This window comes from Enterococcus sp. DIV1089c, from assembly GCF_050530965.1.
GTDB classification, from domain to species: domain Bacteria; phylum Bacillota; class Bacilli; order Lactobacillales; family Enterococcaceae; genus Enterococcus_B; species Enterococcus_B hirae.
The window spans coordinates 1,394,115-1,415,164 of the sequence record NZ_CP172888.1; the positions used below are offsets into that span (position 1 = coordinate 1,394,115).

The 21,050-nt window shown below is 34.9% G+C and carries 20 protein-coding genes, 1 tRNA gene, 1 pseudogene and 1 riboswitch; of the genes and pseudogenes, 6 read left to right on the forward strand and 16 right to left on the reverse strand.

Features of this window, described 5'->3' with window-relative positions; all coding sequences use genetic code 11:
* Positions 1-303 precede the first annotated feature (303 nt).
* The 8 genes and pseudogenes from IGL30_RS06575 to IGL30_RS06610 all read right to left on the reverse strand — a co-directional run bounded on the left by IGL30_RS06575 (position 304) and on the right by IGL30_RS06610 (position 5,939).
* On the reverse strand, positions 304-1,104 hold the full coding sequence (locus tag IGL30_RS06575; RefSeq protein ID WP_034698113.1) for an Asp23/Gls24 family envelope stress response protein: 801 nt from the start codon (positions 1,102-1,104) through the stop codon (positions 304-306).
* A gap of 14 nt (positions 1,105-1,118) precedes the next feature.
* Positions 1,119-1,301, reverse strand: coding sequence for a DUF2273 domain-containing protein (locus IGL30_RS06580; protein ID WP_010719084.1), 183 nt, complete (start codon positions 1,299-1,301; stop codon positions 1,119-1,121).
* A 12-nt stretch (positions 1,302-1,313) separates the two neighbouring features.
* Positions 1,314-1,883, reverse strand: coding sequence for an alkaline shock response membrane anchor protein AmaP (gene amaP, locus IGL30_RS06585; RefSeq protein WP_430618099.1), 570 nt, complete (start codon positions 1,881-1,883; stop codon positions 1,314-1,316).
* 18 nt (positions 1,884-1,901) lie between these two features.
* Positions 1,902-2,795 (reverse strand): SDR family oxidoreductase, encoded by an 894-nt coding sequence (locus tag IGL30_RS06590; protein ID WP_123874750.1) that lies wholly within the window; start codon positions 2,793-2,795, stop codon positions 1,902-1,904.
* Between the two features lie 29 nt (positions 2,796-2,824).
* Complete coding sequence (locus IGL30_RS06595) at positions 2,825-3,763, reverse strand: magnesium transporter CorA family protein (protein WP_088745837.1); 939 nt, start codon at positions 3,761-3,763, stop codon at positions 2,825-2,827.
* Positions 3,764-3,790: 27 nt separating this feature from the next.
* Positions 3,791-4,141 (reverse strand): annotated as a pseudogene (locus IGL30_RS06600) (iron-sulfur cluster biosynthesis family protein).
* Between the two features lie 45 nt (positions 4,142-4,186).
* Positions 4,187-5,089 (reverse strand): glycosyltransferase family 8 protein, encoded by a 903-nt coding sequence (locus tag IGL30_RS06605; RefSeq protein ID WP_010719079.1) that lies wholly within the window; start codon positions 5,087-5,089, stop codon positions 4,187-4,189.
* Positions 5,082-5,939: a glycosyltransferase family 8 protein gene (locus IGL30_RS06610; protein WP_088745733.1), complete on the reverse strand. Its 858-nt coding sequence runs from the start codon at positions 5,937-5,939 to the stop codon at positions 5,082-5,084. Before IGL30_RS06610 ends, IGL30_RS06605 begins: the two co-directional genes overlap by 8 nt.
* Positions 5,940-6,259: 320 nt before the next feature.
* On the opposite strand from IGL30_RS06610, the gene IGL30_RS06615 reads away from it, so the two are divergent.
* On the forward strand, positions 6,260-7,069 hold the full coding sequence (locus IGL30_RS06615) for a Cof-type HAD-IIB family hydrolase (protein WP_010737655.1): 810 nt from the start codon (positions 6,260-6,262) through the stop codon (positions 7,067-7,069).
* Positions 7,070-7,090: 21 nt separating this feature from the next.
* On the forward strand, positions 7,091-7,582 hold the full coding sequence (locus tag IGL30_RS06620) for an isochorismatase family protein (RefSeq protein ID WP_088745734.1): 492 nt from the start codon (positions 7,091-7,093) through the stop codon (positions 7,580-7,582).
* A 317-nt stretch (positions 7,583-7,899) separates the two neighbouring features.
* On the opposite strand, the gene IGL30_RS06625 is transcribed toward IGL30_RS06620, so the two are convergent.
* Positions 7,900-7,973 (reverse strand) — tRNA-Ile (locus IGL30_RS06625).
* A gap of 698 nt (positions 7,974-8,671) precedes the next feature.
* On the opposite strand from IGL30_RS06625, the gene IGL30_RS06630 reads away from it, so the two are divergent.
* The gene (locus tag IGL30_RS06630; RefSeq protein WP_010719074.1) at positions 8,672-8,917 is read left to right on the forward strand and encodes a helix-turn-helix domain-containing protein; all 246 of its coding nucleotides are present in this window, start codon (positions 8,672-8,674) and stop codon (positions 8,915-8,917) included.
* Between the two features lie 32 nt (positions 8,918-8,949).
* A complete protein-coding gene (locus IGL30_RS06635; protein ID WP_088745735.1) occupies positions 8,950-9,336 on the forward strand; it encodes a TIGR02328 family protein in 387 nt (128 codons plus the stop codon).
* 276 nt (positions 9,337-9,612) lie between these two features.
* Here IGL30_RS06635 and IGL30_RS06640 read toward each other — a convergent pair whose 3' ends face one another.
* Complete coding sequence (locus IGL30_RS06640; RefSeq protein WP_010719072.1) at positions 9,613-9,813, reverse strand: cold-shock protein; 201 nt, start codon at positions 9,811-9,813, stop codon at positions 9,613-9,615.
* Between the two features lie 345 nt (positions 9,814-10,158).
* On the opposite strand from IGL30_RS06640, the gene IGL30_RS06645 reads away from it, so the two are divergent.
* Positions 10,159-10,308 carry a hypothetical protein gene (locus IGL30_RS06645; RefSeq protein WP_010719071.1) on the forward strand — a complete coding sequence of 50 codons (150 nt, stop codon included), beginning with the start codon at positions 10,159-10,161 and terminating at the stop codon, positions 10,306-10,308.
* Positions 10,309-11,114: 806 nt separating this feature from the next.
* A riboswitch (M-box (ykoK) riboswitch) is annotated at positions 11,115-11,283 on the reverse strand.
* Positions 11,284-11,650: 367 nt separating this feature from the next.
* Here the strand turns inward: IGL30_RS06645 and IGL30_RS06650 are convergent.
* Positions 11,651-12,037, reverse strand: coding sequence for a DUF1093 domain-containing protein (locus IGL30_RS06650; RefSeq protein WP_010719069.1), 387 nt, complete (start codon positions 12,035-12,037; stop codon positions 11,651-11,653).
* 441 nt (positions 12,038-12,478) lie between these two features.
* Here IGL30_RS06650 and IGL30_RS06655 point away from each other — a divergent pair, with 441 nt between their 5' ends.
* Positions 12,479-13,081, forward strand: a complete 603-nt coding sequence (locus IGL30_RS06655) for a DUF4352 domain-containing protein (protein WP_088745736.1) — start codon at positions 12,479-12,481, stop codon at positions 13,079-13,081.
* A gap of 477 nt (positions 13,082-13,558) precedes the next feature.
* Here the strand turns inward: IGL30_RS06655 and IGL30_RS06660 are convergent, their stop codons facing one another.
* From IGL30_RS06660 to IGL30_RS06680, 5 genes are all read right to left on the reverse strand, one after another.
* Complete coding sequence (locus tag IGL30_RS06660) at positions 13,559-15,967, reverse strand: MucBP domain-containing protein (protein ID WP_123874749.1); 2,409 nt, start codon at positions 15,965-15,967, stop codon at positions 13,559-13,561.
* Between the two features lie 16 nt (positions 15,968-15,983).
* Positions 15,984-16,964: a DUF916 and DUF3324 domain-containing protein gene (locus IGL30_RS06665; RefSeq protein ID WP_249509705.1), complete on the reverse strand. Its 981-nt coding sequence runs from the start codon at positions 16,962-16,964 to the stop codon at positions 15,984-15,986.
* A gap of 40 nt (positions 16,965-17,004) precedes the next feature.
* The gene (locus IGL30_RS06670; RefSeq protein ID WP_088745739.1) at positions 17,005-17,691 is read right to left on the reverse strand and encodes a WxL domain-containing protein; all 687 of its coding nucleotides are present in this window, start codon (positions 17,689-17,691) and stop codon (positions 17,005-17,007) included.
* A gap of 465 nt (positions 17,692-18,156) precedes the next feature.
* Positions 18,157-19,626, reverse strand: coding sequence for a helix-turn-helix domain-containing protein (locus IGL30_RS06675; RefSeq protein ID WP_088745740.1), 1,470 nt, complete (start codon positions 19,624-19,626; stop codon positions 18,157-18,159).
* A 553-nt stretch (positions 19,627-20,179) separates the two neighbouring features.
* Entirely contained in the window at positions 20,180-21,049 is an 870-nt protein-coding gene (locus tag IGL30_RS06680; RefSeq protein ID WP_123874748.1) for an ROK family protein, read from the reverse strand.
* Between the last annotated feature and the right edge of the window lies 1 nt (position 21,050).

The following is a 21,050-nucleotide window of genomic DNA, read 5'->3' on the forward strand; positions in this document are numbered from 1 at the left end:
TTACGTTTATTTTTATGGAAAAACTTCAATAAAACCCTACTTCTTAAGTTTAATGGGAATCACAAGAATATGTAATGTCACTTTTTCACAATGGACAAACACTAAAAGACAGAAGCTGTTTTTGTTATGTAAAACATTTTACTTACCATTAAAAAAGGAGCCTTAGCCAAAAATAGAAGAGACCGAGACAAAAACTTGTCTCGATCTCTTCTATTGACTCTATAAATAAACTAATTTTTAGTTACTTCGCTTTCAACTACTTAGCGACTGAACGAACAGCTAATTCGTGCTTGAATCAGTTGATTATTGGTTATTTTCTTTTTGTTGCTCAATTGCTGATTTGGCTTTTTCCGTTTGTTCAGATGCAAATTCTCCTGTGGCTTTTGCCGCATTTGTCAATTTATCTTGAACTGTTTCACTGTTTGCTTCATATTCTTCTTTTGTCTTAATGTCGACAACATCGACATTGACTTCAATGACATCTAGATGTGTCATTTCATGAACTTCTTTGGCAATGATTTTTTTGATTTGTTGGTAAATTTCTTCGATGTCTTTGCCGTATTCAACAACGATCTTAAGATCAACAGCGACTTGTTTTTTCCCAACTTCCGTGTCAATACCGGCTGTTACATTATCAGTGTTGACTAATTTTTCTGCCACGTTAGAGAAGAAGCCACCATCAGCTGTTAATAATCCATCCACTTTTTCTAAGGAGATGCCTATGATTTTTTGAATGACCTTATCTTCATATGTCACATCACCATTCATAGATTCACCGTTTTCCGTTGTGTTTTTTGGATCTTTTGCTGGGGCTTCTGGCTTAGGTGGTGTATGCCCTGGCATTGGAGGTTTTGGCTGATCTCCATGATGTTCTTGTGGTTTACTAGAATTTTCATGTTTCCCTTGTTGTCCTGATTGTCCTTCGTTTTCTTTTTTATCATGAGCCACTTTGTTTTCAACGTTGGGTACAACCGGATCTGGATGTGCTGAAACGGGTGCTGTTTTATCTTTAGCATCATGAACACCATTTGCATTGTTCGGTGTCGTTGGATCTGGATGTGCAGATACTGGTTTGTTTTGGTTGTTTGTTTTGTTGTTATCCATAATAGAATTTCCTCCTAAGATTTATGATCAAAAATTTTCGTTTGTTTTAAATACATTCCGACCGCCACGCCAATGATCGCCATAAGGATCAGCAACAAGGTTTTAAAGAATCCCACTGTAATCAATAGTACGGCGAGAATCAACCCAATTGCCCCGCAAATGATCGGAAGCTTATAAGCAGCAAAAAGTTCATTCATTTGTGCCCCTCCTTATTCCACACGAGCGTGTTCGTTTGTTTGATATTTATTGGTAGGTGCTTGGTAACCTGTATACTTCACCGACACTTTTACTTGCTCATCTGTGCCGAGTAACTGTTTCACTTCTTTTTCGATTTCATCCATCAATATTCTTGTTTTCCCGATCAATGAAGAAGTCCGTTTTAATTCACCTTTAACTGTAACTGCGATCTTATTTTTTGTGGCTTTGATATTAACCTTAGGCGAGTGAATGAATTTATCTTCATGTAAATGTGAACGAACTATACCTTCAATCGCTTTTTTGTCTAACGTTAATTCGCCGTCCCCTTTTTTCAATAAGAAGGTTCCAATCGTTTTCGGATAAAAAATGACGATCAATAATGCAATAATTAGTAGAATCGCTAAGCCGACTGCTACCCAAAAAATATATTGCTGCATATAGTAATTCGTTATTGTAAAGAAACGGAATCGTTCAAGCATCAATGGTAAAGGATAGACCGCACTGATCAAGACGACAAATAGTAGAATAGACAAAAGTAGCAGAGAAAAAATGACACCAATTGTTTTAGCCCCTTTATTCATCCTGGCACCTCCCATTTTTTATAAGTTGATAGCTTCCCCACCAGTTACACCATAAATTTGTGCAGTAACGTAGCTCGCTTTATTTGAAGCTAAGAAAACGTAAACTGGAGCTAATTCTACTGGTTGGCCAGCACGTTCAAGCAAGCTTTGTTGTCCAAATTCAGGAATAGAATCTTCCGGTTGTCCTTCGTCTAACTGTAGTGGTGTCCAAATAGGACCAGGAGCTACTCCATTAACACGAATGCCTTTTGGTGCTAATTGTTTTGCTAAGCCAATTGTAAAGTTTGCAATAGCTGCTTTCGTGGAAGCGTAATCTAAAAGATGTTCACTTGGATTGAACGCTTGAACAGAAGTAGTGTTGATAATTGCCCCTCCTGCTGGAATATGCGGAACCGCCTCTTTAACAATCGCAAACATCGCTAAGATATTCACCATGAAGGTATCTTTCACTTGTTCTAATGGAATTTTTTCAATAGCCGGGCAAGAGATTTGTTGTCCCGCATTTAATACTAATGTATCTAAGCCACCTAATTCACTGACAACTTTTTCAACGATTTCTTTAGGCGCTGTTTCGTCTCTAAGATCATATGGTAGTAAGACAACTTTTCGTCCTGCTTTTTCAATATAGGAAGCTACTTGTTTGGCATCTTCTTCTTCTCCTGGGAAAAAGTGCAAGCCGATATCTGCCCCTTCTCTTGCAAAAGCAATAGCTGCCGCGCGCCCGATCCCTGAGTCTCCGCCAGTAATCAGAACACGGCGATTTTCTAGTTGATTTGATCCTTCATAAGATTCTTCTCCACAGTCAGGAACTGGTTGCATTTCTTTTTGTAATGCTGGTGTATCCTGGTCTTGTTTAGGAAATTCCTCAGTATGGTAAAGTTTACGTGGATCAATTAATTTTGGTTCTGTCATGTGTATCCTCCTCATCGTTTGGTACTTTTTTATTTTGTATAATCTTTTCGGTATAGATGGTAGCCTACAGCTCCTGCGACAACAAATGAGCCAATAATCACTAATAAAAAGGCTAAACCAGAGCTTTTACCAGGTAATCCGCCAGTATTCATCCCCCAAATCCCTGCAATCAATGCTGGAACAGAGATCACTAATGCCGCTGAATCAAGATATTTCATTAAATGATTCAAATGATTGTCCATCATTCCATTAAAAAGATCCCCAATACTTTCTAACAAGTCACGATAGATCAAAATCATTTTTTCTGTTTGTCTTTGTCTCAATTGGATGTCATAAAGTAGACGAGCATCAGCTAATTTCTCAACAAAATCTTCTGATTGCCATAAGGTATCTAAAGTCTCTTTTTGATCTCTCAACGTATGGTCAATATAAACAATGTCCCGTTCTAAATCCGCTTGCTTATATAGTTCTTCGTTTTCCGTCGTTTTACGCGCTTCTTGATCGAGGGAATCAATCCTCTTTTTCATTTCTGTTAGTTCTTTCACGTAATGGGTATAGATGTTCAAGACAGAATATGCAATAAGTGTTTCAAAAGAATTGATCTTATTCCCATGTTTTGCTAATACTCGATCAAAAAAGTCCGTTTTTTTATCGATACAACTAATCAATAACTCATCCGAATAAATAAACGAAATAGGCATTAATCGATTCTCGATTTTCTGCTCCTGGTTGGACAAATTCAGTAGCACTAAGGAAATCGGATGGTTCAAATTCGTCCCCACAAGCTCTTCAATTCTTGAAACTTCTTCTGGTAGAGAAGTTCCAACAAAGATATCTTTTGGTAAACGATACTTTTCAATCACCTGTTCGATTTCCTTAGTGTCACTACTGTCGATCACGAGCCAATTATAGTTGTTTTTGTCTGTCGTTATTACTTTCTCTTTTCCAATAAAGTAATAGTCCAGCATGATCAATCTCCCTTTCTACAAAGGATGTTAGCTAAAGAAACAGTTGCTTAATTTAATGTTACGATCCAAGACAACAATCTCATTTTCTAAAGAGAAACTGTTTAATTGGTGGTCATAGGCAAGATTCAAATGTCTACCTAAATAAGATTACTCTAATTTAGATGTGTAGATTTCCAGAGTGGGATGTTCGATTTTATTGACGTATTTCTCAAATTCTACAAAGAAAGGAATAATCTGGAAAAAACTGCCTTTTGCACAAGCCCCTTTATCTCTTAAAAACGGATCTGAAGAATCAATCAATGCCAAAGCAATTTTTGAATCTTTTCCTACTTTTTTTGTCAATGCCTCCATCGCATGTTTTGTCATCGTGATTTCCATCATCATCATCTCCTTCAGATTATATATAAGTTACGACATTTTTCCTCAGCGGCTCACTTCTGTGTTACGATTGATTCTGGCATAAAGTGGATATTTAGGAAATTTTGCGACACAACGGAAAGCTGTCATGTTTGCATATTTATCGTAGTATTTTTTAGTTGGCCCTTCAAAATCTTTACTCCATGGTTTAACATGACCAGAGAAGTGGATGATCGATGGATCTTTACGTGTTTCTTCGTATTCCTTTTCTCCTTGTGGCGTTGGATGTTGCTTCGCTTTTGCCATGATATACCCTTGAGCATTCCATTTTGGATGTAATGGAATCCAACGATCATGTAAAATTGCATTTAACGCATCTTGATCGTGGAAACGTAATTTTTCAGGATTTTCTTCAATGAATGTTAGAACTTTTTTAGTAATGTCTTGTTCTAACCATTTTTCAACATTGATGAGCATCAATCCAGAATTAAAGTAGCGTGTTGATTTTGCTGGGATCTCCATTTTTTCTAATCGTTGGTGGAAACCAGCATCTTCTACGGCGGCCAAGATCGCACCGTTAAATTCAAGATCCCATAATGGTGTAACATCTTTTACGGTAATCATGTCACAGTCCATATATAAAAGACGTTCGACATTTTTTCCTCTAAATAACTCAGGAATAGCAATACGATAGTAAGCAGTTTCCGGAATACGATCACTTGTTACTACATTTTCAAAGAATTTTTTGTTGATCTTCAAGAATTCAACCTCTGTATTCATACGAGAATTCTTAACAGAGAAACGTAATAATTGTTTGCTTTCATTATCAATGTTGTCATCAATGACATAAAATCGTACAAAAACTTTTGGATCACTATTTTCTAATACTGAAACGAACAGCGCCGCTAGATGAGGCACAAATTTGGTATTACAACTTGATACGATTGCGATTTCTTTTCTTCTATTCATTTACCTCTCCCACTTTCTTTAAAACGCTATGCGCTAATTTTTTTAAATAGACATTTGTATATGGATGATCTTTTAACGTATTCCATGGTTTGTCATGCCCTGTGAAATGAACGATCGACGGCGATTCATTTCCTGCTTTGTATAATTTTTCATACGCAACATCTGGAGCAGGATGACGTTCAAAGATCAAAGAAGTCTGCATATTCCATTTTGGTTCTAATTGCTCCCAGTCTTCATAAAGAACTGCATTTAACGCATCTTGATCATGGTAAATAATTCGATCACCATTTTCTTTTAAATAATTGATTGTTTTTTCAGTGATCATTTTTTCATTCCAACGATCAATGTCGATAACCATCACGCCTGAATTAAAATAATAAGCATCTGATTCAATCCCTAACCGTTTCAAAGCTTTCGTTTGACCTGGATCGATGACAGCTCCAATCGTTTTACCATTTAATGGTTGATCATATAAATGAACGATGTCATCCAGTACTAAAATATCTGAATCTAAATAAAGCACTTTTTTATAGTCGTATTTAGCTAAGATCTTAGGTAAAGATATTCTTAAGTATGCTGTAGTAGTAATATGGTCACTTACTAGGAAATCTTCGTAGACATCTTTATCAACTGTTAAAAATTGAATCGTTGCATTGTCTGAATGTTTTTTAACCGTTTGTCTAAGTCCTTCTTTGCTATATTCAGAAATACCATCGTCAATGACATAAAAATAAATGTGTCTTGTTTTAGTGGAGTTTTCCAGTACAGTGGCAATCATCACGCTTAAGTAAGGAGCGTAATTTTCATCTGAAGCAGTTACTACCGGAACGATACCTTGTTTCATCTCCATTAAAATCACTCCTTTTTCTAATCTTTTTCTAACCTTTTCTGTATCCAGAATATGCCTCAATAAACTTTAAAGCAAAAGATATGCTTCATTTTCATTGAATAATTCATAAAAATAAACCTTTTTTATCGAATTGAAAACGTTAACTTAATCGTTTTTCTGCCTATTTATTCAATTATAGGATGTGGAATACTACCTATATATGTCTAATGAAAACTAAGAATATTTTTTGAAAAAATTCAAAAACGCAAAGCATTTTATTTTTATTTTAGGAAATTCTCATTTAACCTTAGAGTAAGCAATAGATAAAGGGAGCGAATAATATGAAATTAGCAGCAATTGATTTAGATGGTACTTTACTCGATCGGAATGGAAAGATACCAAAAGAAAACATCGAGGCACTTCAAAACTTTGATCGACATGGTGGGATCGTCACGATTGCGACTGGTAGAAATAGCATCTCTGCTAAAGATGTATTTGAAGAACTTGGGATCGGCGGCTATTTGATTTCATCTAATGGTTCTTTCGTGGCAAAGATGATGAAAGGCGAGATCCTTCACGTATTGAAACGTTCTAAAATTGAGCTTGCTACCCTTAAACGGGCCTTCTTCTTAGCACAAGAGGCAAAAATATCAATTATTGCTAGTCGAGAAACTCAAGATGATCAATTAACCTTTGATGAGTCAAATTTGGTGAAAGATGATCCCTACTACCAACATTTCAATTTACAAAATCAGACATTTGCTGAAATCACTAAGTTATTAGAAGATCCATCTGTCAGCTATTTAAAATTGGCATTAACAGATAAAGATGAATCAAAATTGCAAAAACTGCAACAAGATTTAAAAAGTGAAGGGATTGATTCCGTCTTTTCAGACCCCCATTTTTTGGAAATCACACCTAAAAATGTAACAAAGGCTCACTCATTAATCTTTTTAGCTGAGACCTTGGAAATCGATCCTCATGAGATCGTTGCCTTTGGTGATCAGGAAAATGATATTGCGATGCTAAAAGTCAGTGGAACAAGTATTGCGATGGGAAATGCACAGAAACAGGTAAAAAATATTGCGGATGAAGTAACCAAAACAAATGAAGAAGCTGGTGTAGCGTATATTATCAACAATTATTATTAAGGTTTAAGGAGGGAGACAAAATTGTTAGTAATCGTCGATATGCAAAATCATATTCTAGATCCTGAGAGTAAATATTATGTTCAGCACGCAGATAAGTTAATCAAAGAAATCCACTCACGTTTAGAAGCTGCACGTAAAAAAAACGAATATATTCTTTTTACCAGAGATATACCAGTCGAGCGAAAAGAGCAGGATGAAGAAGGCGAAGATTTGCAAATCATTCCTACACTTGCTCCTAAAGAAAATGAAAAAGTCGTCAAGAAATACTACTTCACGATGCCACCGGAAAGCTTACTTGAGATTAAACAAGAAGCTTTTGACCAAGATGAAAAAGAAAAGCACATTGAAGTCGTTGGTACAGAAACGAATCTCTGTGTCTTATCGAATACCATTGCTTTACAAAGTGTATTTCCAGAAGCTGATTTTTTAGTGGATACAGCTTTTGTTTCTGAAAATAAGCATGGCGATCAAGCGCTAAAACTACTCAAAGATTTTAATGTTGAGTTGAAGTAACCGAAAATAAAACGCCCACAACATTTAACTTTGTGGGCGTTTTATTTCGTTATTTACTAAAGGCTTTTCTTTGTTCGTACTATCTATTTCTTAAAATTTGTATTGATCGTTCCCTCACTTTGTGGAAAGTAACGGTTAGGATATTTTTACTACTAAACTTCCTATAGCGTTTATAAAAAATATCAAATGAGGTTCCCCATCTCCAATAAACAATAGTTGAAACGTCAGTTATTAGTCATTTCTAAAAGCATGCAACTTTTCAAAATAAAAAAACAATGATTATCTAATCATTGTTTAAAGAAACGAGCGCTTTAATATGTACCCTGTAGGACTCGAACCTACGACCGGACGGTTATGAGCCGTCAGCTCTAACCAACTGAGCTAAGGGTACAGTAAAAATTTTAAGATATAAAAATAACTTATATCTACTATAGCATGAATAAAAATCCGAAACAAGCTTATTTAATAAAAATCCAAAAGCATTCCATTAAATAACAAATATTCTATTTGGATCAGACGATTTCCAGCTCTCCCCCTCCCTCTTCACCACAAATGCTCTATCACTTGGTATATAAATTGCTTGAATCATTTGTTTTTTCAAACACGTAGCATATTATTTGTTCTGTTACTCGGAACGTGCTATCTTGTATTTGGGTTGTTTTTTTATTCTTATGATTATTTAAGTCGTAATCACTTTTCGAAGTGTTTTCCACCTCTTAGTATAAGTGGTTGTTCGTTGTTAACCTACGACTGAAAATCAATGATTATTTAAATACGAAATCTATAGGAGTTAGTACTATGATAACATTGAGTCGACTTATTTTTTTATTCCTACCTTAATTCTTATCCCTATTATTTGTTACTTAATCAACTGGAACAAGGAACGCCTAATTTTAGCGTTTTTTACGTTACCAGCAATCTTTTTTTCATATAAAATCTTAAATTATCAGTATTTTGAACCAGATCAATTATTCGTAGCAGAACTGATTGGTTTGATTCTAGCTTTGTTATTACCAATTGCTTATTTGGTTTATTTAAATAGAAAGCATTGATCGATGAATTTATTTGAATGACAAAAGGAGCGAATTTATGAGTATTGAAGAAGCGATTTTATTAGATACACTACGCTGTCGGCTGGATTATCTCCGAAAAAAAAAGAATTTAACCGTTAAGGAAGTGGCTGAACAAACCTCACTCCCGTTGGAAACTTATCTACAATTAGAGCAGGGAAAACGATGTCCGAGCGCTATCGATCTAATTTTTATTGCGGATTTTTATAATGTATCTGTTGACTATTTGATCGGACGATCAGAAAAACCAGACCGCGTTAATTAAACCATCTAATCTAAATGAAAGAGAGTGAGTAAATGCGCTTATGGCATGGAGAATTAATCCCTTTGCTTCCTAGAAAACAATTATTAGGTCAACATAGAGAATGTTGTGCATTAAGAGGTAATGGTTGGGGAAGAAAGCATGCAACAGTTGATTATGTCTTCCAACATTCCCCTTACAAGCTTTATCAGTATCACCAACTTATTCTTACTGAAATGAAAAAGCGCCATTATCTTCCTTCTCCAGAATGGTCTGTCCCGGAGTACCGTGGGAAAGCCTGTGATCCTTATACTTATCTTTCTCCTCAAAAACAAACTTCACCTATTTATCCTGAGCATGACGAGAACTACCTGATGATCTGTTTAACAAACCTTAAACAAAAAGGAATTGATTTAATCCATATAAAAGCTACGGATTCTTAAAAGTTCATCAGATTTTCCTCATTTATTGATTCAAATAAACGCAATGAATATGAGAGTATGAACCTTTTCTCACTCTCATATTCATTATATTAGGATTCATTTAAACTGTCTGACTGACACATTCATTCGTCGATCACGATTCTTCGCTATTGAATAGGGAGAGGCCCGTATCCCTTCCTCAATAGTATTCACTTGAGCGGCAGAGCAGCATTTTTCTTTACTAAGAAAAAACAAAAAAACTACTCTAATGAAAGAGTAGTTTTTATTATGACAGTATTAACCTTTTACGATGTTTACTGCTTGAGGGCCACGTTGACCGTCTTCAATATCAAAAGTCACTGCTTGACCTTCGTCTAATGTTTTGAAACCGTCACCTTGGATAGCTGAGAAATGTGCAAAAACATCATTTCCATCTTCAGCAGTGATAAATCCAAAACCTTTGTCTGCGTTAAACCATTTTACTGTACCGTTATTCATATATATTTCCTCCTAATACGTATCAACGTACGATTTTATTGCAATAAATTATTGATAGGCAAAAGGAGTCATAAACTAAAATAGTTAGCTCAAATTACGTTTCAAAATAGATTACTTACTTAATATAGCATAGATAAATGAGAAACACAAGAATAAATCTCTACTTTTTTTATAGTTTTTTAATTAAAGCGAATAGGCTATTTCTATCCTGTTTATCTTATCTTCTATATAAAGTTAAACAATCCTTAATTAGCAAAGTTTTCTTCTTTATGCTATAATAATAAATGGAATTTCGTTATCAACGTTTCGTTGCCTTTCGCAAGAATTTAAGAAAGGAGAATGATTATGACATTCTATAACAAAGACTTACAATATCGTGTAACTCTAAATACTGATTTGAATCTATTTGTGGTATTTGATAAAACAAATGAAAATCGAGTAGCCACTGGAGTGACGATTGAACAAGCAGTGCAAGAATTGAAAAAATCCGCATAGGAGTGAAAACCCCAAATGAACGATTACAGTTCTAGTTCACTTTAAAAGCACCTATTCATTCAATGGTAGGTGCTTTTTTGTCGTCTATTTACCTCACTTTATTCAGTTCTCTCCTTAACTTATTCCGCCATTAATGAGTATACAATTAAAAATTGGACAAGGTAATACAAAACTCTTTGTCGGTTATATACTACGTGCTATTATCTAAATTATGCAAAGGCTGTATAAGGATGGGTCATATGATTACGATGAGTAAATTACTGTTTTGGATCCCTTTTATTGGTATTATTCTTTTTTTGTCTCTTTATACAAAATGGAACAAATATGACATACTAATGCTTCTCTCCTCTTTTCCGTCTATCTATTTTATGATCCAAATTTTAGAATATTCCTATAGTCAACCTGTTCAATTATTCGATTTCTATCTTAAAGGACTCGCTTTTTCCACCATCTTCTATTCCATTCTTGTTTTCATTATTATCAAAAAGAAGAAATAGCTCACTTGTTTTAATGACAAGAATATTATTTTTCACTTTTTAAAATCTGTAACTACTGGCATTCTAACAGAGAAAACTATGCAAGGTGTCCAGCGATATTCAATCGATGTAATAAAAATAATCTTACAGCCTAAAAAACTAACCTAAACAAAATTAGTAAAAAAATTTTTGGAACACCTGCTGCAAAATAACAAATAAACGGTGCTCCAGCATCTATTCTGAAGACAGGATAAATGTTGAACGTCTACCAACGTTTCATTTTTTTATCCTGTCTTCAGAACTGATTGATGCTTTTGCTACCGTTTTCGTTTGACTTACGTCACGTTTGAGCTTTGGCACTATGCAACGTAAAGTTTGCACTTAGCTACCTTAAGAAAAGCCTTGCTATCGACAATCCCTGTTCTACCCATTGGCGTCTCTCGACATTTTTGGGCAGTAGCTTATGTTTACATAGAAGCCTCACCTAACTATTTGAAGATATTTAAATGAAAATCATCAACGACACTAAAAGTCCAAAAAAGCCGACTACCGGAATCATTCCCCAAGTTACAAAGGTTTTATCCTTAGCAAGCTTAGAGTACCTCTGGTCATTATCCATTTCATTCACCTCATCTTTCTATTCTTAATAAACCATATTAATGATTTTTTGTCAAAATTTCATTCGTGAATCCTAGAATGCGTATTTGGACAATCCCCTGCTAATCTATTTCTCCATCAAATTGCGTCAATGGTCCATCACATGGAATAACTGACCAACAAAAAAATCTAACCAGTACATGCTCCGGCTAGATTTAATAGTTGATTTTGAATCAGACTTTTTATCGTCTCTTTCATTTTTTTGAAAACTAATTTAATTCGTCTACTTTATTTTTGATTTCTTTAGGAATCTTTTCTTCTGCAATTACTCTAGGAGAACTTGTTCTTTTGTCACTGATGTCAGCTTGCACGTAACTACCTGGTTTCAATGGTTGTGGTGCTTCTCCACTCACACTAAATGTTCGTTTGGTTGCTTTACCATCAGCTTTTACAAAAGTCACGTCATAATGGTAACTATATTCACCCGCAATGATTTTCCCATCGCTGTTCTTTGATTTCGTTTTTTCTGGCACTTCTGTTGGAATCTTAGTGTATGCAGTAGTTGTTTTATACGTTTCGCTATAATATTTGTAACCGAAAAATCCTCCAACTCCTAATAAAATTAATACAATAACCCCGAATATTCCCTTTTTCATAAACTCACCTCATCAATAAATTTAACTTATTTTATCTTTTTTGAGCTTTTTTTCCATTTATTTATCTTTCAAATTTGTCACATAAATGACATTAACCACTTATCAATAGATGCTTATCATCTCCTACATTTTTTTGATAATCCTACTTCTCTATTACTTTCTCGATACCTAACATGATCTTTCGAATAATAAAAAATAACAAATTTTATAATTACATATTTCCAAATCAAACACATCATGTTACTATATGTAAGTAAAAAATGAATATTCTTATTTGATGCGAACTGTTAGGTGTTTTTTTGAGGCTTTTCATTTGTGAAAAACTGAATATTTGGTAGTATAGATGTCTTAATAAATGAAACACAAGATATCTATATTTTGGCGACTATCACTACCTGCCATTAAGCGGGAGTAAATTAGATAATTATTATGGAGGAAACAATGGTTAAAAAAAGTGTTGTAGGGGAAGATGGCAAACATTACGTAGTAAAGGAGAAAAAGCCATTTTATAAAAAAGTTTGGTTTTGGGTACTAGCAATCATTCTTGTAGCAATAATTGGATCTGCACTGGGTGGCTCAGATGACAATAAAGCAAGTGATAACGGCGGAGAAAAAGTGACAAAAACAAGTTCTACTAAAGAAGCTACATCAAGCTCTTCTTCAAAAGAAGCGCAAGAAAGTTTTTACCAAGTTGGAGATACTGTAAAAGTTGGCGATGCTGAGTACACATTAAACAGTGTGGAACTTACTGACGAAAGAAATCAATTTGCAGATGAACAACCTGCTCAAGTAGTCAAGATTACTTACACAATTAAAAACAATGGTCAAAATGACCTTCCTGTAGGAATGGATGTAGAAGTTTATGGCTCAGACGATAAAAAAGCTTCTTCTTATCCAAATGACAATACAATGGGATCAGTTGCTCCTGATAAAGTAATGGATTGTACTGCTCATTTTGGTCTGAATCAAACTGGAGACATCGAAATTCAGTTTAGCCCATTAGTTTCTATCGAAAAAGCGGCTAAATTTAAAGCAACAGTCTAGTTTATAGATTCATATCAGGCCATTTTAGGAAAAAAGTTAAACGACGGTTAGCTATTGATATGGTTAACCGTCGTTTTTTGGTGAAAAACAAGTTCAGAAATAGCGAGTATCTACTGTCCTTCTTTTAAATAGTCACTATCTGTTATCGCTTTGAACAGTTTGTGTATTTTGCGTTCATTTAGTTTTGTTTAGTTTTTTTCATCTCATCCTTCCTAATACTAAATTCTATATATTACATAAAATTTATATTACATAAGTGAACTAATTTTTCGATCGTATTTCATAGTTCACGCATATCATTTTATAAACCTCGGTTGTATTCTTCTAGTTGGAGTAATCGAACGACAAAGTCGTTGATAAGTCTCTTGATAACCAAAGCTTAGGACACGAATCAACTATTTTCTGACTCGTGTCCTTTGCGTTTATCCTTTTTCTTATGAGGGACTATAAAAAAAGAATCGTTTGGTCAAAACCATCTTATCCTGGCGCATCTTCTAGTGTCCAAATTAGGCTTCCTTGATATGCCCCAGTTTTGTAAAAAGGATGTAAATTTAACTGGATCTTATGATGATCAGTAAAGCTCGCGCTACCCTCTCCTTGCCAAACCAATTGGTCTTCTGCATTAATCGTTTGATCCACTCCACTCCTCTGCAGATGAAGAGCATTATGCAACTGGTCATTCTCTTGGTTAGTTAAAGGTCGTTCTTCTTTTAACTTAACGTGCCAATGACTCTTCTCCAACACACTTTCATCGATAAGCTGAATTTCTTTTTGATTCGTTGCTTGTACCGATTGATCTTGACCCGGAATCTGTTGTTCCCCAAACGTCAACTGTTCCGGTAATCTAAGCTTAACCCCGTGATCAATTAAAACCTGACGGCTCTCTTCCTTTGATTTTTGTCCTTTTACGTTTTCCATATAAAAAGCAACTTCCTTGTTCAACCAATTTTCAGGAAGCTGAACATTCACTTTATCTTGGATCTCGTTTTCGGAACTTGGATAGTCCTTTAACCTTAAGACTTCATCTCCACATTTCGCCATAAATGATAAATTCTGTTTCTCTTCATAAGAAATATGAATCGTCACCTCTCTTGTTTTTGAGAAACGAGAAAACAGTAAAGGATTTTCTTTAGGCATCAAAGTAAATTCAATTGGCGAACCTTTCTTATAATGATGAACGAATTGCTGTTCTTCTGGAGTAAAGATTCCTTGATCACTTTCCACTATTTCCTTGACTGGATAATATCCGTTCAATTCTGGATATTCTTGTGATAGATCAAAAGAATCTGTTATGATTCCTGAAATGATTTTAGGATCAGAAAGTTGTTGGTTATTTTCATCCAAGTAATTCAGTATGACCTTCCCCACGTAGTATACAGAAGAATACGCAGAACTCGTTCCTTTCTGTTTGTGATTAATCTGTGTAGTAACAGTGAAAGGAATGTTTAAATAGTCTTCTTTCAAATTTGTTTTATCTACCGGATTTTGTTTACTCCCAATCCACTCAAGATTAAGTTGATAATTCAAAACTGTATCATAAAGATTTTCGTTGTTAGGGTCTTTTAACGTTAGTTGATAGGAGTGATCCTCTTTTTGATTCCCCACAAAAAGATCACTAATGTCCGTCCCATCAAACTTCACTACATTAAAATCTTTAATCTTATATTGTGAGTGAGCTGTCACATCATCCAATGAAAAAGCCACAGATAAATCTTTCATTTTATTCCCATGTCCCACATTCGGTATGGTTTGCATCGCATTTAAAGTAACCTTTTGTTGTTCCTTATCAAAACGCTTATCCACTGCTTCAGCAGCAGGAAACTCTGGACTAGCCAAAAAATCTGTTTCATACATGAGAGAGGATGGCCTATTATCTAAGTTTTTAACAACCGTTTCTATTTTAGTTACTGGTTTAGTGATAATCTGGAACTCTTGTGTAGGATGCCCCCATGGTTTCGAAAAATTATTTTCAAAATACGTCCAGAAAGAATGATCATCACTCCACGTATGGTAACTGATATCTGTTGGATTATTCGCAACAAGATATTTTGCCACCTTACCGATATGATTATAGCCGATATACTTGTTTCGATTGATCCCAAAATAATTAAAAGAAGTTTCAATTGGAAAAGCATTCCCCGCTTGATCGAAAAATTCATAAGTAAGAAAGACTTCGCCAGAGATATCGATATCTAAAAAACTCTTTGGATTGCCAATACCGATCTCTCCTCCTGCTTGTCCATCCTTTTTCTTCATTATTATTTTAACATCTACTGGTTTCCCATTGAAAAAGCCAACATTTTTGATCAACGCACTACTTTCTGGATTCTCCTGATTGACAACCAGCCACTTCCCAGAATACTGACCTTTAACTTGTTCCACAGTTGTAAAACTACCATAATGCATCATAAATGTGTTATTGGCGGGAGTTTCTATCGTATTTGCATATCTGAAATACGGAAGATTTGTAATACTTCCAGCTGCTCGAACTTCTTTTGGAAATATGCCAATCAACCCTAACAAAAAAGGAAGTAACCAAATTTTATTAAACTTACGAACAAATTTTTTCCTCTTTTTACACCAATACAGGATGATTAAAGTCAATAGAGCTACACCAATAAAGAGATATAAATGATGGTTAGATTGGTTTGTTTTGGGATACATTTTTATTTTTCCAGCTTCTTCAGACTTCGCTTGTCCATCAGTAACTGGTCTATTTCTCTCATTTGGATTAAGAACTTTTTCCATTGGGACAATTTGGTGCGCACTCGTTGGTTCGTAAAAACGAATCCCTACCTGACTATTGACCTGGCTATCAGCTAAACCAATTCGTGGGAAAACCACTAAGAAAACCAGTAAGAGTATATTGAGCCATCGTTTTTTCATCAATGTGCCACTTCCTTTAATTTCCTTTATTCCTTCGCAATTTTGTAATATGCCACAGTAGCAAGCCAATAATGAGTAAGCAAACAATTAGCCCCCCATATAAGTATTGGTAGTTATTGTTCTTCGATTTTTTAAGCTTTACCGTTTTGTTGTTAAGACTTTCATCTTTTCCTTTTACCGTAAAGTCTTTTTTCAACGTCCAAACTTTCCCCGACTTTTCTTTCAAAACGGTAGTTAACGTATACTCTCCTTTTTTTAAAGGTTCATTTTCCCAACTAATCGGTAATTTGAAGGTACTTCGTGGTGCTAAAGAAACCAGCTTACTAACATCGTGCAGTACTTCTTTCTGTTTCTTTTTTGTGATGAAAGCATGAAGATCCAATTGACTCATAATCATTGGTTGTGGATTTGCCAATTTTGCATAGACTGTTAAATAACCATTATCTAATCCTGGCTTTGCCTCCAAGAGTTTTAGTTCAGGAGCAATTTTTTTGTCTGAACATTGGAGTTGGATACCAATTGTATACGCAAATTTATTTGCTAAGCTAAATCCAGTTGGTTGGTCCTCTGCCTTATTCTTTTCTTCATAGCAATAAAAACCACCCAGAACCGTCCCCTCAAATCCAGTTGACGGAATCTTTAATTGGAACACGACATCTTTTTCTTCATTCGGATTCAGTTCAACCGTTTGAGGACCTGAAATCAGTTCTTCTAAAGAAGGACCACCTAATAATTTTTGATCATGTTGTGAATAATCTAGCACCCCATTTTTATTGGTAGTCGCATTATTGGCTGCTACTTTGACTTTTATCTTTTCAGAGCTGGTATTTTTAAGCTTTATCGTCAACTCTTGGGACTGGTTAGGCTCAACTTTAAGATCATAATAGCTTGCTTCTGAACGTTGATTCTCTGGCAAGACAGCCTTAGCTTCAAAGTTCACTTCTGTTTTTTCAGCAAAAACTGAGGCAGGGTGGCAAGCAAACAGTAAACTTGTCATAAAAAGGATGGAGACTATCCATCCCCATCCCGGCCTAAATTTATACTGGAGCATCGCTTAACGTCCAAGTAATCTCAGCTGTATAATTTTTTGCTTCCACACCTGCCCGGGGAACATGTAATTTCACATTTTCGTTCTTGCCATCTGTTCCTTCGAATACTGCAGCAAAAGCCCCTGCACCTTCGCCTGGTTGAGCCAACATAACGGTTTGATTGACTTCGTTTAGAACAAATGTATGATCTTTTGACTCTACCAAATGAGGTGCTTTGGATGAGTTGTTTTTCGTTACTACTTGACCATTGCTTAAAGATAGCTGTGCGCCTGTTAACTCCGAGTGATCTTTATCTGTTGAAGTAAATGGTGAGATAGATACACCTAATGTCCAGCCTTTCGCTCCCCCACGAGTATCATTCACTTGGACAAATGGCTTTTTATTCAATGCAAAATAATCCGCATCTCCTTGTTGGATTTCTTGTTCACCAAAAGTAATGTTTGATGCGAAAGGAATAGACAATGAGCCTTTCGCTCCTGTGCTTGGATCGTCATCATGGGTATCATCTGGTACCACTGGCTGAATATCACTACCCGACCCTTCCTTCAAAGTTACATTTGTTTTATTTGTGACTTGACTTGTTAGTCCTTCATTTTCAGCTGCACAAACCACGGAACTAGATGTCCCTAATGCCAATAAGGCAAGTCCAGCTATACTAACAACTTGTTTCTTCATAATTCTCTTCCTCCTAATAAAAATTAGTCTGCAATTGCGACTACAACTATTCTTCCATTTCTTGATGAGGAAAAAAACAGTAAAAAAATTCCGGAATCTGGAAAAAAATTAGAAGTACTTTTTTGAAAAACGTTTCGTCTCTCATTTGATTTCCTATTGATACTGCAATAATTGATTGAAAACAGGTGCCAATTCGACTTATTCTCAGCTAAGCCATTTACGATCAAATCCAAAAGTGCTGATTGACTCAATCTATTTTTCGATTAAAAAAAGGTCGTGATATGTCCAGATTTGAGAAAAAACCGGAGAATCCAAAGACAGTTTTCCTATTTTTGGAATTCTTCGGCTTATTTCAAGGAGCTGATGCTTAAACATCGTTTAGAGTAAAGTGTGAGTTTTATGTCTCAGACTCTGACAAATAAACCCTTGAAAATTTTGATTGTTGATAAGTTTAAAAAAAAATAGTTATTTGTTTGTAGTTCTTTCTCTATGCAACTCATATAAAATTTTTTCAAGATTTCGCCAGTTACGTTCTGTCGGAATGTTTTTCATTAACAGTAACGGTGTATCTTTCGTATCCAAGAAATAATTTGAGATTACTAAATCAACCTCTTCAAATTTGGTTTCAGAATCAAAAAAAGAAAGAGCATAAACATTACTAAACAATGTTTTGATTTTATTCATTAACCATAATCGATGAGGACGATGTAGATCATCCGTGAGCAAAATTTTTATTGGTTGAATACTTTTGAGTAACAGTCCATAATAATCCAGCAAATAGTAATAATTTAAAAACAGCTGGTGCGTGTTCTTTAAATGGGGTAATAACTCTGCGGGAGCTATCTGTATCATAGAGTCATGAAACTTCTGAACCATTCGGCAAATTTGAGGATCAAGCTTTTCTACTTCAGATATATATGATTTATTGAAAAAAACATCGGGATTCCCCCAGAAAAAACAGCTTCTTTCATAAAACGCAATCAAGCTAAACAAATGGTTCTGGTTTCTTCGATCAAAGTCGTAATCAAAGACTTCTTTTAACGAACAACTGAGCAATTCAACTAAACGATAGGCTAAACTTTGACTTCTTGTATGAGCACGCACCGCTTGTTGCTCATAGCACTCCTTTCCCTCAACAATACCGAAAGCATAGATTACCCGATATAGAAAATATCGTTCATTGTCTGGCAATAGTAACTGGCTTTCTTTCAACCACATCGAGACCAATTCAAAGTTTGGATCACTCTCGATTGTTGATTTCACCTCTTCATCTAGTGAAATAATCTGCTTCTTAGTTCTTTCAAGTATAATCGCTAACCAAAAACTCAGCGTTTTCGTTTGTAAAGCATCTAATTTAAATCCATAGGTTTTTTCAAAACATTGAACATACTTCATGATCCTGTCACAATCAATCAAAAAGGGCCAGTGACCATCTCGTGTTGATTCCCAATAAAAATAGTAATAAAAACTTCTGATATTGATCTCTTCGGCTTCTATTTCCAGTTTAAACGAGTGAAAACCGATCTTGTATCTTTTAAAGTAAGGAACTAATAATTTAGCATATCTAAAAACGGTAGATGTACTCGTATATTGTTTTTCTGCAAAGTCTTCGATTCTTTTTTCGGGATATTTGAACATAAAATCGATTAATTGGTAATTATATGATTCTTTATAATAGGGAAGATAAATACTATATATGGGAAAGTCTTCTTCCTTTTGGATACAAAAGCGCTGATTGTTCTCATTTTGTAAAACAATTTTCCCATTAAACTGTTCAAACAGCTCTGATAATTCCTTCATATAAAGAGAAATTGATTTAACAGATCCTCCTATATATTGCTGTATCTCATCCATCGTATACCCATTGTCCGCTTCAAGTAAAAAGTGAATTAGTTTCACTTTTTTTTGGGAGGCTTTCGTCAAAAAAGTTTGCATTCAATTACCACCAATTTAAATATTTTTAACTTTCTTAACATTCAAAAGACATTGTTCGTTAACGTTTTGGATTATAGCATACACTGGTTTACGATCAATTCATATGAAATTAACGAGTCATTTTTCAAGTCACAAAACTAAATCCATTCTCCCATGACAATCAGAAAAATCTACCATTCGGGTAACATTATTTATAATATTTTGTCCAAAATAAAAAGCCCTAGATAAGAGCCATTTTTTTCTTTCTTTCTATAAAACTACGATTTATTAACTAAAACAAAACTATGAATAGTCAACAAAAGTTCAAACATGCTTTTAGCTCTAATTCCATTTATAATCTGATCAATTAATTTTAGACTAGATGAACAACTCGAACTACTCCAGCTGCCATTTTTTGATTTTCTAACTCTCTTATCTTTTATTCGTTTCACACAAACAAAATAAATATCCGAATAGCAAGACGTGTTTCGCTTACAGTGAAGAAGCTCTGACATCTCTCTATTCGGATATATTGATTATGAAAAAATATTACTTGTGAACGATAGACGATTTTTTACTTAGCTTTTTTGATCATAAAATTGTACACAGCACCAACTAAATTGGCATTATTTCCAAATTTTGAAGGTAGAATCTCAGTTTCCACTCGCTGTGCTCCTGTCCGCGTCCGTAAACATTCTATTTCTTCTTTCATCTTCGTGATAAATAATGAGTTACTGGAAATGGCTCCCCCAATAATTATTTTATCTGGGTCAAAACTGATCATCAAATTATAAATACCTCTAGCACTATACCGACAAAATTGTGTGATTAAATATTTTGCTAATTCATCCCCATTTGTTGCACGTACGAACAATTCTTGCCCATCAATCGACTGGTTTTGACGTTGATTGTATAAGGCAGTTGTACGAACAATACTTGCTAATTCACTAAATGAACCCTCTTCATTTAGCATCATATAGCCAAATTCTCCCCCAAATTGATGTTTTCCTGCCTGAATTTGTCTATTTTGGATAATAGCACCACCTACACCTGTACCAAAAACAAAATATAAAATACTTTGAGCATCATCTGCATGCCCTTTCCATATTTCTGACAAAGCAGCACAATTCGCATCATTTTCCATAGTAACAGGTAATTGAAAATAATCAGATAGCTCCTGAGTGAAACTTCTGTGATGAATGTAATCAATTGCCGTTAATCCATAAATTTTGTCTTCTTCTTGACTCACAGCTCCAGGTACACTAGTTGCTATCCCATCAATCAGATACCCATCGTTTCGATAACGTTCCAAAATTTTTTCGATTGCTTTTAAAGCTTCCTCCCAAGTTTTGGGCAGTGGCGTCACACCTTGTTCAATCAATTCCTCTTTCCAAAGTCCGTATTTGATCGATGTACCCCCAAAATCTAAAGCTAAAATGCCCATG

Bases quoted from the DNA above. Each gene is read 5' to 3' on its own strand.
- IGL30_RS06575 (WP_034698113.1), bottom strand. From the start codon at position 1,104: ATGGATAACAACAAAACAAACAACCAAAACAAACCAGTATCTGCACAT.
- IGL30_RS06580 (WP_010719084.1), bottom strand. From the start codon at position 1,301: ATGAATGAACTTTTTGCTGCTTATAAGCTTCCGATCATTTGCGGGGCA.
- amaP (WP_430618099.1), bottom strand. From the start codon at position 1,883: ATGAATAAAGGGGCTAAAACAATTGGTGTCATTTTTTCTCTGCTACTT.
- IGL30_RS06590 (WP_123874750.1), bottom strand. From the start codon at position 2,795: ATGACAGAACCAAAATTAATTGATCCACGTAAACTTTACCATACTGAG.
- IGL30_RS06595 (WP_088745837.1), bottom strand. From the start codon at position 3,763: ATGCTGGACTATTACTTTATTGGAAAAGAGAAAGTAATAACGACAGAC.
- IGL30_RS06605 (WP_010719079.1), bottom strand. From the start codon at position 5,089: ATGAATAGAAGAAAAGAAATCGCAATCGTATCAAGTTGTAATACCAAA.
- IGL30_RS06610 (WP_088745733.1), bottom strand. From the start codon at position 5,939: ATGGAGATGAAACAAGGTATCGTTCCGGTAGTAACTGCTTCAGATGAA.
- IGL30_RS06615 (WP_010737655.1), top strand. From the start codon at position 6,260: ATGAAATTAGCAGCAATTGATTTAGATGGTACTTTACTCGATCGGAAT.
- IGL30_RS06630 (WP_010719074.1), top strand. From the start codon at position 8,672: ATGAGTATTGAAGAAGCGATTTTATTAGATACACTACGCTGTCGGCTG.
- IGL30_RS06635 (WP_088745735.1), top strand. From the start codon at position 8,950: ATGCGCTTATGGCATGGAGAATTAATCCCTTTGCTTCCTAGAAAACAA.
- IGL30_RS06640 (WP_010719072.1), bottom strand. From the start codon at position 9,813: ATGAATAACGGTACAGTAAAATGGTTTAACGCAGACAAAGGTTTTGGA.
- IGL30_RS06645 (WP_010719071.1), top strand. From the start codon at position 10,159: ATGACATTCTATAACAAAGACTTACAATATCGTGTAACTCTAAATACT.
- IGL30_RS06650 (WP_010719069.1), bottom strand. From the start codon at position 12,037: ATGAAAAAGGGAATATTCGGGGTTATTGTATTAATTTTATTAGGAGTT.
- IGL30_RS06655 (WP_088745736.1), top strand. From the start codon at position 12,479: ATGGTTAAAAAAAGTGTTGTAGGGGAAGATGGCAAACATTACGTAGTA.
- IGL30_RS06660 (WP_123874749.1), bottom strand. From the start codon at position 15,967: ATGAAAAAACGATGGCTCAATATACTCTTACTGGTTTTCTTAGTGGTT.
- IGL30_RS06665 (WP_249509705.1), bottom strand. From the start codon at position 16,964: ATGACAAGTTTACTGTTTGCTTGCCACCCTGCCTCAGTTTTTGCTGAA.
- IGL30_RS06670 (WP_088745739.1), bottom strand. From the start codon at position 17,691: ATGAAGAAACAAGTTGTTAGTATAGCTGGACTTGCCTTATTGGCATTA.
- IGL30_RS06675 (WP_088745740.1), bottom strand. From the start codon at position 19,626: ATGCAAACTTTTTTGACGAAAGCCTCCCAAAAAAAAGTGAAACTAATT.
- IGL30_RS06680 (WP_123874748.1), bottom strand. From the start codon at position 21,049: ATGGGCATTTTAGCTTTAGATTTTGGGGGTACATCGATCAAATACGGA.